General features: G+C 35.0%; 13 protein-coding genes. 1 reads left to right on the plus strand and 12 read right to left on the minus strand.

The genetic code is table 11. The features are described from left to right. Nucleotides 1–25 precede the first annotated feature (25 nt). The 12 genes from ftsA to mraZ form a co-directional block, all read right to left on the minus strand. Nucleotides 26–1,435 carry a cell division protein FtsA gene (ftsA, locus tag ACFS3A_RS15285; protein ID WP_379826436.1) on the minus strand — a complete coding sequence of 470 codons (1,410 nt, stop codon included), beginning with the start codon at nt 1,433–1,435 and terminating at the stop codon, nt 26–28. A gap of 6 nt (nt 1,436–1,441) precedes the next feature. Then, nucleotides 1,442–2,164: a cell division protein FtsQ/DivIB gene (locus ACFS3A_RS15290; RefSeq protein ID WP_379826437.1), complete on the minus strand. Its 723-nt coding sequence runs from the start codon at nt 2,162–2,164 to the stop codon at nt 1,442–1,444. Continuing rightward, entirely contained in the window at nt 2,151–3,500 is a 1,350-nt protein-coding gene (murC, locus tag ACFS3A_RS15295) for a UDP-N-acetylmuramate--L-alanine ligase (protein WP_379826438.1), read from the minus strand. The genes ACFS3A_RS15290 and murC overlap by 14 nt, the downstream gene beginning before the upstream one ends. 26 nt (nt 3,501–3,526) lie before the next feature. Continuing rightward, nucleotides 3,527–4,618: an undecaprenyldiphospho-muramoylpentapeptide beta-N-acetylglucosaminyltransferase gene (gene murG, locus ACFS3A_RS15300; protein ID WP_379826439.1), complete on the minus strand. Its 1,092-nt coding sequence runs from the start codon at nt 4,616–4,618 to the stop codon at nt 3,527–3,529. Between the two features lie 45 nt (nt 4,619–4,663). Then, the gene (locus tag ACFS3A_RS15305) at nt 4,664–5,974 is read right to left on the minus strand and encodes an FtsW/RodA/SpoVE family cell cycle protein (protein WP_379826440.1); all 1,311 of its coding nucleotides are present in this window, start codon (nt 5,972–5,974) and stop codon (nt 4,664–4,666) included. A gap of 80 nt (nt 5,975–6,054) precedes the next feature. Beyond that, entirely contained in the window at nt 6,055–7,386 is a 1,332-nt protein-coding gene (gene murD / locus ACFS3A_RS15310; protein WP_379826441.1) for a UDP-N-acetylmuramoyl-L-alanine--D-glutamate ligase, read from the minus strand. After that, nucleotides 7,387–8,619, minus strand: coding sequence for a phospho-N-acetylmuramoyl-pentapeptide-transferase (mraY, locus tag ACFS3A_RS15315; protein WP_109191947.1), 1,233 nt, complete (start codon nt 8,617–8,619; stop codon nt 7,387–7,389). It lies immediately after the preceding gene. An 80-nt stretch (nt 8,620–8,699) separates the two neighbouring features. After that, nucleotides 8,700–10,163: a UDP-N-acetylmuramoyl-L-alanyl-D-glutamate--2,6-diaminopimelate ligase gene (locus ACFS3A_RS15320; RefSeq protein ID WP_379826442.1), complete on the minus strand. Its 1,464-nt coding sequence runs from the start codon at nt 10,161–10,163 to the stop codon at nt 8,700–8,702. Next, entirely contained in the window at nt 10,160–12,166 is a 2,007-nt protein-coding gene (locus ACFS3A_RS15325) for a penicillin-binding protein (RefSeq protein WP_379826443.1), read from the minus strand. The genes ACFS3A_RS15320 and ACFS3A_RS15325 overlap by 4 nt, the downstream gene beginning before the upstream one ends. Beyond that, nucleotides 12,157–12,504: an FtsL-like putative cell division protein gene (locus ACFS3A_RS15330; RefSeq protein ID WP_379826444.1), complete on the minus strand. Its 348-nt coding sequence runs from the start codon at nt 12,502–12,504 to the stop codon at nt 12,157–12,159. Before ACFS3A_RS15330 ends, ACFS3A_RS15325 begins: the two co-directional genes overlap by 10 nt. A gap of 21 nt (nt 12,505–12,525) precedes the next feature. Then, nucleotides 12,526–13,434: a 16S rRNA (cytosine(1402)-N(4))-methyltransferase RsmH gene (gene rsmH, locus ACFS3A_RS15335; protein ID WP_379826445.1), complete on the minus strand. Its 909-nt coding sequence runs from the start codon at nt 13,432–13,434 to the stop codon at nt 12,526–12,528. Continuing rightward, a complete protein-coding gene (gene mraZ, locus ACFS3A_RS15340; RefSeq protein WP_379826446.1) occupies nt 13,409–13,882 on the minus strand; it encodes a division/cell wall cluster transcriptional repressor MraZ in 474 nt (157 codons plus the stop codon). The genes rsmH and mraZ overlap by 26 nt, the downstream gene beginning before the upstream one ends. A 377-nt stretch (nt 13,883–14,259) precedes the next feature. Here mraZ and ACFS3A_RS15345 point away from each other — a divergent pair, with 377 nt between their 5' ends. Continuing rightward, a complete protein-coding gene (locus tag ACFS3A_RS15345) occupies nt 14,260–15,024 on the plus strand; it encodes an alpha/beta fold hydrolase (protein ID WP_263524363.1) in 765 nt (254 codons plus the stop codon). The last annotated feature ends 22 nt before the right edge of the window (nt 15,025–15,046 follow it).

The raw sequence follows: 15,046 nt of genomic DNA on the forward strand, positions 1-15,046 counted from the left end.
AATTTCCTTCTTCTTGTTATTCTAATTATTCCGCGTTGTCTAAAAATTCTTTGATTTTATCGACATATCGATCAAAAAATGATCTTCTTATTTTGGTTTCGGTAGACTCGTCTCTGGAAACTCTTTGAGCTACTGGTTCTCTTGTTTCTTCAATAGCTTCTACTTTGTCAACGTAGTTTTCTTCTACTTCGTATCGCTGTACTGGAGTTGGTGCATTTCTGTAAACAACTTTTGGCTGCTCATTAACCATTTCCAGCCTAACAGCGCTTTGCGAACTGTTTTCGATACTGTTCATTACCAATCCAACCGCTGTTGCAAATAAAGGACTAGAGATTTCTTCTCCAGAGTTTCCTGCCAAATGTTCGTTTGGATATCCAATTCTGGTATCCATTCCTGTAATGTATTCGACCAATTGTTTGATGTGCTTTAATTGTGCACCTCCACCTGTTAATACAATACCTGCAATCAGTTTTTTGCGAGGATCTTCGTGACCGTATGCTTTTATTTCTGCAAAAACCTGCTCTACAATTTCCACCACTCGTGCATGGATAATTTTAGAAAGATTTTTTAATGAAATTTCTTTTGGTTCTCTTCCTCTTAATCCAGGAATAGAAACAATCTCATTGTCTTTATTTTCTCCCGGCCAGGCAGATCCGAATTTGACTTTTAAAAGCTCTGCTTGTTTTTCAATAATAGAACATCCCTCTTTGATGTCATCTGTAATTACGTTTCCTCCAAAAGGAATTACAGCTGTATGACGAATGATACCATCTTTGAAAATAGCCAAATCTGTTGTACCGCCACCAATATCGATAAGCGCCACACCTGCTTCTTTTTCTTCCTGACTTAAAACAGCATCTGCCGAAGCTAATGGCTCTAATGTCAACCCAGACAATTCAATTCCTGAACTCTGAATACATCTTCCAACATTTCTGATAGATGATGCCTGCCCCACTACAACGTGAAAACTAGATTCTAATCTTCCGCCGTACATTCCGATAGGCTCTTTAATTTCAGACTGCCCGTCGATTTTAAATTCTTGTGGTAAAACGTGAATAATTTCTTCTCCCGGTAACATCGCCAGTTTATTTACCTGATCGATTAGAAGCTGAATGTCATTTTCACCAATTACCTCTTCAGGATTATTTCTACTGATGTAATCCGTATGCTGAATACTTCTGATATGTTGTCCGGCAATACCCACGACTACATCTTTAATTTTGTAACCTGAATTATTTTCTGCTTCGATTATCGCCTGCTGAATCGATTGAATCGTCTGCGTAATGTTGTTTACTACTCCTCTGGCAACACCCAAACTTTTGGATTTACCAATGCCCAAAATCTCCAACTTACCATACTCATTTTTCTTGCCAATCATGGCAACGATTTTGGTTGTTCCAATATCTAGACCTACTGCAATATTATCTTTTTCCATTTTCTATTATTTAGTGCAAACTACTTGTTCCGTAAACCTAAGGTCAATTTTTTTGTATTTGTATAACGAACTATCTAAAACTGCTTTCTGAAAAAAAGCTTTATAGTTTCTAAATTTCTTATCAACATTCATCGTTCTGCCAAAATCTATGAAGTAATCATAGTTACGATTAAACATTTTTAAGCTTCCATTCGGCATAATCTCGATTGCAATGATGTTTTTTTTCAAAAACGCATCGTCGTAAATTGTGCGAAATAAAGCGGCTAAATCTTCGTTATTTTTTTCATTAATTGCCCCTGAAACAAGAGGAACTCTCGCAGTGAAATTGTCAGACAAAGGCATTTTATTACCCTCGTAATCAATATAAAAAGAAGCGCCGCCGTCATAAACTCTTGCTATGGGCGTCTTCTGTTTTACTACTGCTTTTAGAACTCCATCGATACTTACAAAAACGTTTGACTTTTCAATCATCTCTTGTGTATCGAGGGTTTTCTCAATCTTATTCAAATCTACTTCATCTTTTCTAATACTGGAAGCGTCTCTTTTATTTTCTATCAACAATTTATTAACCGTCTCCGGCTTCACAAAAAGCGTATTTTCTCCTACAAAAACGACCATTGATTTTTTCAGTTTTCGATCGCCATTTCGATGTTGTGCGAAGGAATATAGAAACAAAACCAGTCCGAAAATTAGTACTAATCGAATATTTGCCCAATTAAATATTTTCATTTAAAACCCTTTTAATTGACGGAACCATTTCTCCCAGATCACCAGCTCCAATTGTTACAATAATAGGTGCATCGCTGGCTTTGATTTCACCCAATAAATCTTCTTTTGCAACAATTTTTTTGTTCGAATTTGTCATTTTACCCAAAAGCCACTCAGAAGTTACTCCTTCCATCGGAAGCTCTCTGGCTGGGTAAATATCCATCAAAAACACTTCATCAAATTTTGATAAGCTTTCTGCAAATCCATCCACAAAATCTCTTGTTCTGCTGAATAAATGCGGCTGAAAAATGGCTAAAACTTTACGCCCTGGATACAATTCTCTAACTGCCTGATGAACAGCATTTATTTCTGTTGGATGATGCGCATAATCATCAATATATACTAAATTTTCGCTCTTAATCTGATACGAAAAACGTCTTCTAATTCCGTTGAATGAAGCAATGGCTTTTGCAATAGAATCGGTCGGGGTGCCGAATGTCTTAGCCATTGCAATAGCCATCAATCCATTCATTAAATTGTGTCTTCCAGGCAATCCAAAACGCAAATCCTTCATAATTTCTGATGGCGTCTGCACATCAAAAACATAAGCCCCATCTTCAATGCGAATATTAAAAGCCTTATAAACAGCGTCTTCATTTACAGCACACTGAACTCCCTCTAAAGGCAATTCTTTTGTAATGAAGAGATTATTTTTATCTTCTACTTTTGAAGCAAATTCTCTAAATGACGCCTCAATTGCATCACTTGTTCCATAGATATCCAAATGATCTGCATCCATAGAAGTCACACAAGCGATATCCGGACGCAAATGCAGAAATGATCTGTCAAATTCATCTGCTTCTACCACTGTTACCGTTTTCCCGCTTCCGATTAAGTTGGAATTGTAATTTTCTACAATTCCTCCAATAAAAGCTGTTACATCTGCACCACTTTGAAACAAAATATGTCCCAAAATACTAGAGGTAGTTGTTTTTCCGTGCGTTCCCGCAACGGCAAAACAGAAAGTATCTTTACTTATAATTCCAAGAACTTCGGCACGTTTTTTAACCTCGTAATGTCTTTCTATAAAATAATTCCACTCTGAATGTGTTTTTGGAACTGCAGGTGTATAAATCACCAACGTATTCTCCACATAATACTCTTTTGGAATTAAGTTTATATCGTCCTCAAAATGAATATCAATACCGCTTTCAATCAATTCATTAGTCAGCATAGAAGGCGTTTTATCGTAACCTGAAACTTGTTTCCCAATAAACTTGAAATAACGAGCCAAGGCACTCATTCCGATTCCTCCGATACCAATAAAATAAACGTTCTGTATTTGATTTAAATTCATTCTAATTTGCTTTAGCCTTACTTATTTTATTTTTTAATTAACTTAACAATTTCTGCTACAATATCCTGTGTAGCTTTTGGTCTTGCCAGTTTTTTAATATTATCACTTAGTTGTTTCTGTTTTCCAGAATCTTTCAGCAGCGCTTCAAAAACAATGCTAAACTCGCTGTCTAACTCAGATTCTTTCAACAAAATCGCGCCTTTAGCATCAACAATTGCCTGCGCATTTTTAGTTTGATGATCCTCAGCCACATTCGGAGACGGAATAAAAATCACCGGTTTTCCAACAATACATAATTCTGATACTGAAGAAGCTCCTGCTCGTGAAATTATCACATCTGATGCTGCATAAACAAAATCCATTCTTTCAATAAAATCAACCACTTTTACATTGGACTGATTGTATTTTTTATAATCCTCAAAATACAACTTTCCACATTGCCAGATTACCTGAACGTCTTGCGAAAGGAAATTTTGCAATTCTTTTTCAATTAATTGATTGATTCTTCGCGCTCCTAAACTTCCTCCAAGAACCAATAATGTTTTTTTGTTTGGATCTAATCCATAAAAAGCAATTGCTTCATCACGTTTGCTTTCAATATCAATTAAATCCTGACGAACCGGATTTCCAGTTAAAACAATTTTCTCTTTTGGAAAAAAACGTTCCAAATTTTGGTATGCTACGCAAATTGCATTGGCTTTTTTACTTAGCAATTTATTGGTTATTCCAGGAAATGAGTTTTGCTCTTGAACCACAGTCGGAATTCCTGCCGAACCTGCTGCTTGCAATAATGGACCGCTTGCAAAACCGCCCGTTCCAATTACAACATTCGGTTTAAATTTTTTAATTATTCTTTTTGATTCCAATAAACTGCTTGCCAGTTTAAGCGGAAACATTAAGTTTTGTAAAGTCAGTTTTCGCTGTAAACCAGCAATCCAAAGACCTTTTATTTCATAACCTGCCTGAGGCACTTTCTGCATTTCCATTTTATCTCTCGCACCTACAAAAAGAAATTCAGCATCTGGAAATTGTAATTTCAATTCATTTGCAATAGCAATTGCAGGATAAATGTGTCCTCCTGTTCCTCCTCCGCTAAGTATGAATTTATACTTTGTCATCTTTCTAAAAATTAGAACTTTTTAAAAAACTTTTATATTTTAACTTTATTTGTTTAAAACCGCATTCATCGGATTTCTTGAATTGTCTTCTATCGAATACACTGGCTCATCTGCATATATTTCTTCTGCAACTAAATCTTCTTCTGCCAATTCTTTATCGATTAATCGCTGTAAAGCTTCTTTTCGTTTTGCTTTTTCTTCTTTCTCTTCTGCGATTTCTTCTTCTTTCTTAGTGACACTAATTATGATTCCTAGAGAAAAACAAGTCATCCAGATCGAACTACCTCCAGAACTTATCAACGGAAGCGTTTGTCCTGTTACCGGCAATAATTCTACTGCAACAGCCATATTAATCATGGCCTGAAATATCATCGGAAATCCGAGCCCGACGACTACTAGTTTTCCAAATAATGTATTGGCTTTATGCGAAGCAACTACAAAACGGAATAACAATAACAGATACAAAACTAATATTGCAACTCCTCCAACTAAACCATATTCTTCTACCACAATCGCATAAATAAAATCGGAAGATGATTGTGGTAAAAAGTTTTTCTGTACACTTTTACCTGGCCCTAATCCGCCAAGTCTTCCAGATGCAATTGCGATTTTTGCTTTTTCAATTTGATAATCATCTTCATCTGGTTTATCTGTGGTAAAGTTCATTATACGACTTTCCCATGTTGAAACCCTGCTAAAAAATCTTGAATCCGGAAATGCTTTTGCTACCAAAAGGAAAAACGCCAACATTGCAATTCCCGAACCAATAATAAAAGCGATATATTTTAATGGGTATTTACCAATAAATGTCAACATCATTACCATTGCAAAAATCAACGCAGTTGTCGAAAAGTTGGCTGGTAATATTAAAGCCAAAGTGATAAAAACCGGAATCCAAAGCTGAATAAACGAAGTTTGAAAAGGTTCGTTTTCTTCTTTGGTTTTCGACAAATAACGTGCAACGTAAATAAATAATACGCTTGCCGCTAAAGTCGAAGTTTGAAACGTAATTCCAATGAACGGCACCTGAATCCAACGACTTGCATTTGCTCCTGCAATTACAGTTCCTTTCAACAAAGTATAAAGCAACAATAACCAAACTACAGGAAGTGCAATTTTAGAAATCGCTCTAAAATAATGATACGGCACTTTGTGAACCCAATAAATAATCAGGAAACCGATACAAACGTGAGCCAAATGCTTAACCAAATATCCCAATGTATTTCCAGTTCCATGACCTATATACGCCAGATTACTACTCGCACTAAAAACAGGCATAAACGAAAACAAAGCCAATAAAGCCACAAATGACCATATTACCCTATCTCCTTTTAGTTTGTTTACCAGCTCTTTCATAATTCTTTCGTTTCAGGTTATTCTTGTTTCAGGTTTCACGTTTCTTCTAACTTGAAACATGAAACTTGAAACTCTTTTTTCTACAAGTTATGTACTGCTTGCTTAAATTGCCTTCCTCTGTCTTCGTAGTTTTCGAATAAATCGAAACTTGCGCAGGCAGGAGATAATAAAACAGCATCACCTTTTTCTGTTAATCTTTGAGCCGTTTTTACAGCATCACTCATATTATTTACTTCCACCATAATATCAACCACATTTCCAAATGCATCGATAATTTTACGGTTGTCAACTCCCAGACAAATAATAGCTTTTACTTTTTCACGAACCAATGACATTAATTCGTTGTAATCATTTCCTTTATCAACACCACCCACAATCCAAACTGTCGGTACATTCATGCTGTCTAAAGCGAAGAAAGTTGCATTTACATTTGTCGCTTTTGAATCGTTGATATATTGGACGTTTTGTATTTTTAATACTTTTTCTAAACGGTGTTCAACACCTTGGAAATTAGATAAACTTTCACGAATCGTTGCATTTCTAATTTGCATCAACTTTGCTACAGAGCTTGCTGCCATGGCGTTTTTCATATTATGTTTTCCTTCTAACGCAATGTGTTCTGTATCCATTGTAAACTCTTCTTGGTTGATCTTTATTTCCATTTTGTTGTTATTTATAGAAGCCCCTTCATCAAATGATTTGGTCAATGAAAAAGGAATTAATTTTGCTTTTGTTTTGTTGTTTTTTAACCATTCTACACTTGCCACATCATCTGCATCATAAATGAGATAATCGCTTTCCGTCTGGTTCATCGTTATTCGGAACTTTGAATTGATATAATTTTCATATTTATAATCATATCGATCTAAATGATCCGGACTTATATTCGTGATTATCGCAATATCTGGTCTGTAATCTATTATTCCATCTAATTGAAAACTGCTTAATTCAAGAACGTAGGCATCAAATTTATTTTCGGCTACCTGCCAGGCAAAGCTTTTTCCGATGTTCCCTCCCAATCCGACATTTAATCCTGCATATTTCAGCAAATGATGTGTCAGCATGGTGGTGGTGGTTTTGCCATTACTTCCCGTAATTCCAATTGTCATTGCTTCTGTGTAAGGAATTGCAAATTCAATTTCCGAAATCACTTTTATTCCTCCCGCAATAAGCTTTTTTACTATCGGGGATTTCTCTGGAATTCCTGGGCTTTTCATTACCACATCTGCATTCAGGATTAAATCTTCTGTATGCTGTTCCTCTTCCCAGGCAATTTTATTAATGATAAGAACTTCTTTATAACTCTCTTTTATCTTTCCAAAATCCGATACAAAAACCTCGTATCCTTGCTTTTTACCGAGGATCGCGGTTCCAACCCCGCTTTCTCCTCCACCTAAAACTACTAATCTCATTTATCTTAATTTTAGGGTGATGATTGATAAAATGGCTAACATTACAGCAACAATCCAGAAACGGGTTACGATTTTACTTTCGTGGTATCCTTTCTTTTGGTAATGATGATGCAAAGGCGCCATCAGGAAAATTCTTCTTCCTTCACCAAAACGTTTCTTCGTATATTTAAAATAAAACACCTGAATTACGACTGAAGCACTTTCTGCTAAGAAAATTCCACAGAATAAAACAATCAATATTTCTTTTCGAACTGCAATAGCTAAAACTGCAATGATACCACCAATTGTTAAACTTCCAGTATCCCCCATAAAAACAGATGCCGGATAAGAATTGTACCAAAGAAAACCAATCAATGCACCCACAAAGGCCGATATAAAGACCGTCATTTCTCCTGAATTGGGGATATACATAATATTCAGATAATTCGAAAAAATGATATTTCCTGAAACGAACGTGAAAATCCCGAGCGCGAGGACAGAAATTGCAGAGGTTCCCGCCGCGAGTCCGTCAATTCCATCGGTTAGATTGGCTCCGTTTGAAACTGCTGTGATAATAAAAATTACTACAGGAATAAAAATTAACCAAGCCCATTTTTCGTATCCATCCCCCATAAAAGACAACACTTCAGCATAATCAAATTCGTTGTTTTTTACAAACGGAATTGTTGTTGCTGTAGATTTCTCTTCAATTGGCGCAGGAAGTACAACCGTTGTATTAGCAGCTGTTCTAAAAACATCTGTACGTCCGGTATCTGTTCTTACTGTAACTGCAGGATTAAAATAAAGAACTGTTCCCACGATGATTCCTAAACCAACCTGACCAATTACTTTGAAAATCCCTTTTAATCCTTGTTTATCTTTTTTGAATATTTTGATATAATCATCCACAAATCCAATCGTTCCCATCCATAACGTAGTTACAATCAGCAATACAATATAAATGTTATGCAGTCTTGCGAATAACAAAACCGGAATCAATGTGGCAAAAATGATAATTAGTCCCCCCATTGTTGGCGTACCTGCTTTTTCATTTTGACCTGCAAGACCAAGCTCGCGAACTGTTTCACCAACTTGCTGACGGCGCAAAAAGTTAATTACCCTTTTACCATAAATAGTTGACAAAAGCAATGAAAGCATAAATGCTAAAGCCGATCTAAATGTGATGTACTGGAAAACTCCTGTACCAGGAACGTCCAATGTTTTGTCAAAATATTCAAATAAATAGTACAGCATAGTTTTCTATTTTTTAAATTCCAATTTTGAAATTCCAAATTCCAATCATTTTGGTGGTATTTGAACTTAATAATTGATTGTTATTTGTTTAATTGTTCTAAAATTTCTTTAATTGTTTCCATATCATCAAAATGATGACGAACACCATTTACTTCCTGATACGTTTCATGCCCTTTTCCTGCAATTAAAATAATATCTTTAGGCTGAGCCAATTGACAAGCTGTTTTAATTGCCTGTTTTCTATCTGTAATTCGAAGCATTTTTTTATAATTCTGAGGTTCGACTCCCTGCTCCATTTCATCCAAAATAACTTCCGGATCTTCATTTCTTGGATTATCCGAAGTCAAAACTGCTTTATCACTTAAATCTGAAGCAATCTTAGCCATAATTGGACGTTTGGTCTTGTCTCGATTTCCTCCGCAACCCACAACTGTAATCAATTGTTCGTTTTTAGTACGAATATCATTTATAGTTTTTAGAACATTTTCTAAAGCGTCTGGTGTATGTGCATAATCTACAACAGCGGTAATGCCACCATCTGAAACGATGTACTGAAAACGACCTGAAACACTTTCTAAATCGGACAATAAACGCAATGCCTCAAGACTATCAATCCCAAGCTCAACTGCTGTTCCATAAATCGCTAAAACATTGTAAGCGTTGAAAGTACCGATTAGCTTTACCCAAACTTCATTTTCGTTAATTTTCAATAATAATCCTGATAATTGACTTTCTAAAATCTGAGCTCTATAATCTGCATAAGACTTTAAAGCATAAGTCAGTTTTTTAGCCACGGTATTTTGCAACATTACAGAACCATTTTTATCATCAATATTTGACAATACAAATGCTGATTTTGGAAGCGAGTCAAAAAATGATTTCTTAACATCTCTATATTCTGCAAATGTTGGATGGTAATCTAAATGATCGTGTGAAAGATTTGTAAAAATTCCGCCTACAAAATGAAGAGCTTCTGTACGTTTTTGATGAATTCCGTGTGAACTTACTTCCATAAAACAATGCGTAACTCCGGCCTCAACCATTTCATTTAAATAATGATTAATGGTTAACGAATCTGGCGTTGTATGCGTTGCAGGATATTCAGTTTGATCTACTACGATTTTTACTGTTGACAACAAGCCAACTTTGAAACCTGCTTTTTGAAACAACTGAAACAATAATGACGCAATTGTCGTTTTTCCATTTGTTCCTGTTACACCAACTAATTTTAGTTTTGCAGAAGGATCTTCAAAATAATTAGCAGCCATAAAAGCCAAAGCCGTATTGGTATCTTTTACTTGAACATAAGTTACCTCGTTTACTATATTTTGAGGAAGCGTATCACAAATAATCGTCTTTGCTCCTAACTGAATTGCTTTATCTATATAATCGTGTCCATTTGAAAGTGAACCACGAATTGCCACAAAAACATCATTTGCTTCTACTTTACGTGAATCAAATTCAATTTTATGAATAGGAGTTTCTGTCGAACCTTTTACAGATTCAATAGCTACTTTATATAATATGTCTTTTAATGCTTTCACGATAATTCTAGTACAATTGTTGTGTTTTTGCTAATACTTGTTCCTGCCTGAATTGATTGATTCTTCACTTTCCCCATTCCATTTACTTTTACTTTCAAACCTAAATTCTCCAGTAAAGCAATTGCGTCCATTCCCGGCATTCCTTTTAAATTAGGAATCTGATTAATCTTTTTATTGGCTTCAACAGTATATTTATTATAACTGTCATCCTGCTTTGGAATCCTAGTATCTAATTTTTTAATTTTATTTGTCGAAGGTGCATCTGTAAAAATCTTTTGAGCAATTCTTTTAAAAACCGGTCCTGCTACGTCTGCTCCATAATAATTATTCTTTGATGTATTGGGTTTATGAACCACGACAATACAAGAATATTTAGGGTGATCAGCTGGAAAATATCCTGCAAAAGAAGAAGCATAATACATTCCCTCTCTTCCTGCATTACCATAATTTACCATAGCTGTTCCTGTTTTTCCTGCCATTGAAAAATCTTTCGAATACAACTTAGAACCTGTTCCTTTTTTTACCACATTCGCTAAAACTGCTTTTACCTTTTTAAGTGTTTCCGGCGAACAAACCTTTGGATTCATTACTTCTGTATCAAACTTTTTAATGGTTTTGTTCCATTCTTTTATTTCCGACACAAACTGTGGTTTTACCATTACACCATTGTTTGCAACTGCATTATATAAGGTTAAAGTCTGCATTGGTGTAACCGAAACGTTATACCCAAAAGCCATCCATGGAAGCGTAGTTCCTGACCAGTGCTTATCTCCCGGTTGCGGAATATAAGGCCTTCCTTCTCCTTTAAAATGTAATCCTAATGGCTTATTTAAACCCAATTCATTGATATGATTTACAAATTTAGAGGGGTTGCTTTTGTAATTTTCATAAACTGCCTGAACCATTACTGTATTTGACGAAAGCTCAAATCCACGTGCTAAAGAAACTTTCCCGTAACCCCCTTTATGCGAATCACGAACGGCTCTTCCATAATATCTGATTTCTCCGCCATGACTATCATAAACCGTACTTGTATCAGCTACTTTATCTTCTAAAATCGCCATTAAATCCACCAATTTAAAAGTTGATCCAGGTTCATGAGATTCAGCAACCGCATAATTTGTTGTCTCGTAATAAGACCCATCTTCTGCTCTTCCTAAATTCGAAATCGCTTTTATATAACCTGTTTCTGTTTCCATTACTACCACACAACCGTGATCTGCTTCGTAATCTTCCAATTGTTTCAGCAAAGCGTGATGTGCAATATCCTGAATAAAAACATCTATCGTCGAAATCACATCGTAACCATCAATTGGATCTACTTCATTTACATCACGAATCGGTTTCCACTGTCCTTTTGCAATTTTTTGCTTTAGAATTTTACCATCTTTTCCGTTTAGATAATTTTTAAAAGCCCACTCAATTCCTTTTCCAACTTCTACTCCAGTTGCAGGGTCAATTTTGTCATAACCAATAGTTCTTTCAGCAATTTTACCTATTGGATGTTTTCTAACGGTTTCTTGTTCAATTATAATTCCACCTTTAAAAGCCCCTAAATTGAACAATGGAAAACTTTTTATTTTTACATATTCTGTATAACTCAATTTGCGAGCGATCAAATAATAACGATTTTTATTCTCACGCGCTTTTCTTAATTCTTTTTGAAAATAACTGCTTGGTTTATCTAAAACAGTTGCCAATGAATCTGACAAGGGCTTTACATATTTTTCAAAAGTTTCTGTTTTAGGCGCTTTTGCATCAAAACGAATCTCATAATTCGGAATTGAAGTTGCCAGTAAGCTTCCATCAGCAGAATAAATATTTCCTTTGTTGGCAGGAATTACAAAATTTCTAACGGTACGCTGCTTCGCCAGTTTTCTGTAATAATCACCTTCAACCCATTGAATATTGGTTAATTTAACAACAATAGCAATTGCCATCACAAAGATGAAAAATGCTACGAGGTAAATTCTGTAGGATATATGTTTATCGTCTACTGCCATATTCTTTTAAAGAAACTTTTTTCTTCTTCTTTTTTAACTTCTATTTTTACTGGAGGAACTGTCGACGGATGAATATCTTTTTTTTCCATTTCACTTGTTACAGTAGACTCCATTTTTAGTTTCTGCAATTCTGAACGTCGATCAACAAATTCAGATCGCAATTCTTTTACTTCATTATTTAATTTCGCGATTTCAAAAACTTTCTGCTCGTATCGCTGTGTATTGGCAATCATCAAAATGGCCAGTAAAATTATAAAGACAATAAATCTCCAGTTTTTTACTGCATCTTCATGAATCAGGAACCTTGCTTTTAATATGCTAAATACACCACTTTTCATTATTTCCTACCTTAATATATATTATAGCTTTTCTGCAACTCTTAATTTGGCACTTCTTGCTCTATTATTTATTTTGATTTCCTCATTATCGGGAACAATTAATTTTCCTATTGTTTTAAACGGAACTGAAAAGTTTCCGTAAAAATCTCTTTCTGGCTCTCCTTCAAACATTCCATTTTTGATAAATCTTTTTACCAATCTATCTTCTAGAGAATGATATGAGATTACAGAAAATCTTCCTCCTGGTTTCAAAATCTCTAACGACTGTTCGATAAACTCTTTCAAAACATCCATTTCCTGATTGACCTCAATTCTGATGGCTTGATAAATCTGAGCCAAGATTTTATTTCGAACTTTCTCTGGTAAAAACTTTTTCAGAACGTCTTTTAATTCGTCTGTCGTTTTGATCGGATAATCTTTTCTCGCTTCAACAATTGTTCTTGCCAAAACCGGTGCGTTTTTCAACTCCCCATAATCAAAAAAAACACGACGTAAATCCTGTTCTTCATATTCGTTAACCACCCGATAAGCATTTAAATCATTTTTCTGACTCATCCGCATATCCAGTTCGGCATCAAATCGGGTTGAAAAACCTCTTTCCGGAACATCGAACTGATGTGATGAAACTCCCAAATCTGCCAAGATTCCATCTACCTCTTTTACTCCATGAAAACGTAAAAACCTTTTTATGAACCTAAAATTCTCATTTATCAAAGTAAACCTTTCGTCTGGTAATGCATTTGCCAACGCATCTTCGTCTTGGTCAAATGCAAACAGCCTTCCGTTTGGTCCTAATCTTCTTAAAATCTCTTTTGAATGACCACCGCCTCCAAACGTAACATCTACATACACGCCATCAGGTTTAATATCTAAACCATCAACTGTTGGATGAAGCAAAACCGGATTATGATATTCCATCTTCGTCGTCATTAATATTTCCCATTACTTCTTCGGCTAAATCTGCAAAATCCATATCTTCGCCACTTATTGATTTTTCGTATAAATCCTTATCCCAGATCTCTACAATATTAACCGCCGATGAAAAAACCACATCTTTAGAAATACTTGCAAACGTTACCAAATCTTTTGGAACCAGCAGTCTTCCCAATGCATCAACCTCAACCACTTTAACACCAGCAGTAAACCTTCTAATGAAATCGTTGTTCTTTTTTACAAAGCGATTAAGCTTGTTGATTTTTTTCATCATTACATCCCATTCTTCCATAGGATACAATTCTAAACACGGCTGAAAAACAGAACGCTTCAAAACAAATCCGCTTTGAAGAGAAGCTGTCAATTGCTTTTTCAAAGGTGCAGGCATCATTAGCCTCCCTTTAGCATCGACTTTACATTCATATGTTCCAACAATTGTGTTCAAAAAAACTAGTTAACATGTTATACAGCAAAAATATAAAAAAAAATACCACATTTTACCACTTTATACCACTTTGTTAATAAGTTTAACCGCTTTACTACCACTCCATATAACCATCAACTAATCAATATCTTAACTAATAATTAACAGATTTATAATTCCATTATTCATTCAAAAAAATAATGCGCTAATTTTCTTAAAAAACTGATTATAATGCAGATTTCTTAACATTTAGGTAATTTTGCAAATAAGACATTAATTACTGATTTTAAGTTAATTAGAAATTCTACTGAAATTATCTAGTTAAAAAATGGCAGCAAAAATTCATTTTTATTTATTTAACCCTATATTTGTCGAAATTGAAATTGGCATTAGATTAGATGGACAAACACTACAAAAAAGAAGGCAAATACAGCTATTTTGAAGCTGGAGAAGGTACACCTATCGTTATTCTGCATGGGTTAATGGGAGGGCTGAGTAACTTTGATGGTGTAGCACAATACTTCCCAACAAAAGGATATAAAGTTGTTATCCCGGATTTGCCAATATACACACAAAGCATTTTAAAAACGAACGTAAAAAGTTTTGCCAAGTACGTAAAAGATTTTATCACTTTTAAAGGGTTTGACAAAGTAATTCTTCTGGGAAATTCTTTAGGAGGACATATTGCATTGTATCACACAAAGCTATATCCTGAAAAAGTCGCAGGACTTGTAATCACCGGAAGTTCCGGACTTTACGAAAGCGCAATGGGAGACAGTTACCCAAGAAGAGGAGATTATGAATACATCAAAAAGAAAGCTGAAGATGTTTTTTATGATCCAAAAATTGCAACACCTGAACTAATTGACGAAGTGTATGCAACCGCTAATGACCGCATCAAATTAATTAAAACCTTAACGATTGCCAAGAGCGCAATTCGTCACAATATGGCTAAGGATTTGCCAAAAATGGACGTTGAAACCTGTATCATCTGGGGTAAAAATGATTCTGTTACACCACCAAATGTAGCAGAAGAATTTGATAAATTATTGCCAAATTCTACGTTATACTGGATTGATAAATGTGGCCACGCTGCAATGATGGAACACCCGGAAGAATTTAACGAAATTCTTGAAAAATGGCTTACTGAAAAGAATTTATAAGCCATTACTATTTATTTTTTAG

The organism is Flavobacterium notoginsengisoli (assembly GCF_042686225.1).
Classification (GTDB): Bacteria; Bacteroidota; Bacteroidia; order Flavobacteriales; family Flavobacteriaceae; genus Flavobacterium; species Flavobacterium notoginsengisoli.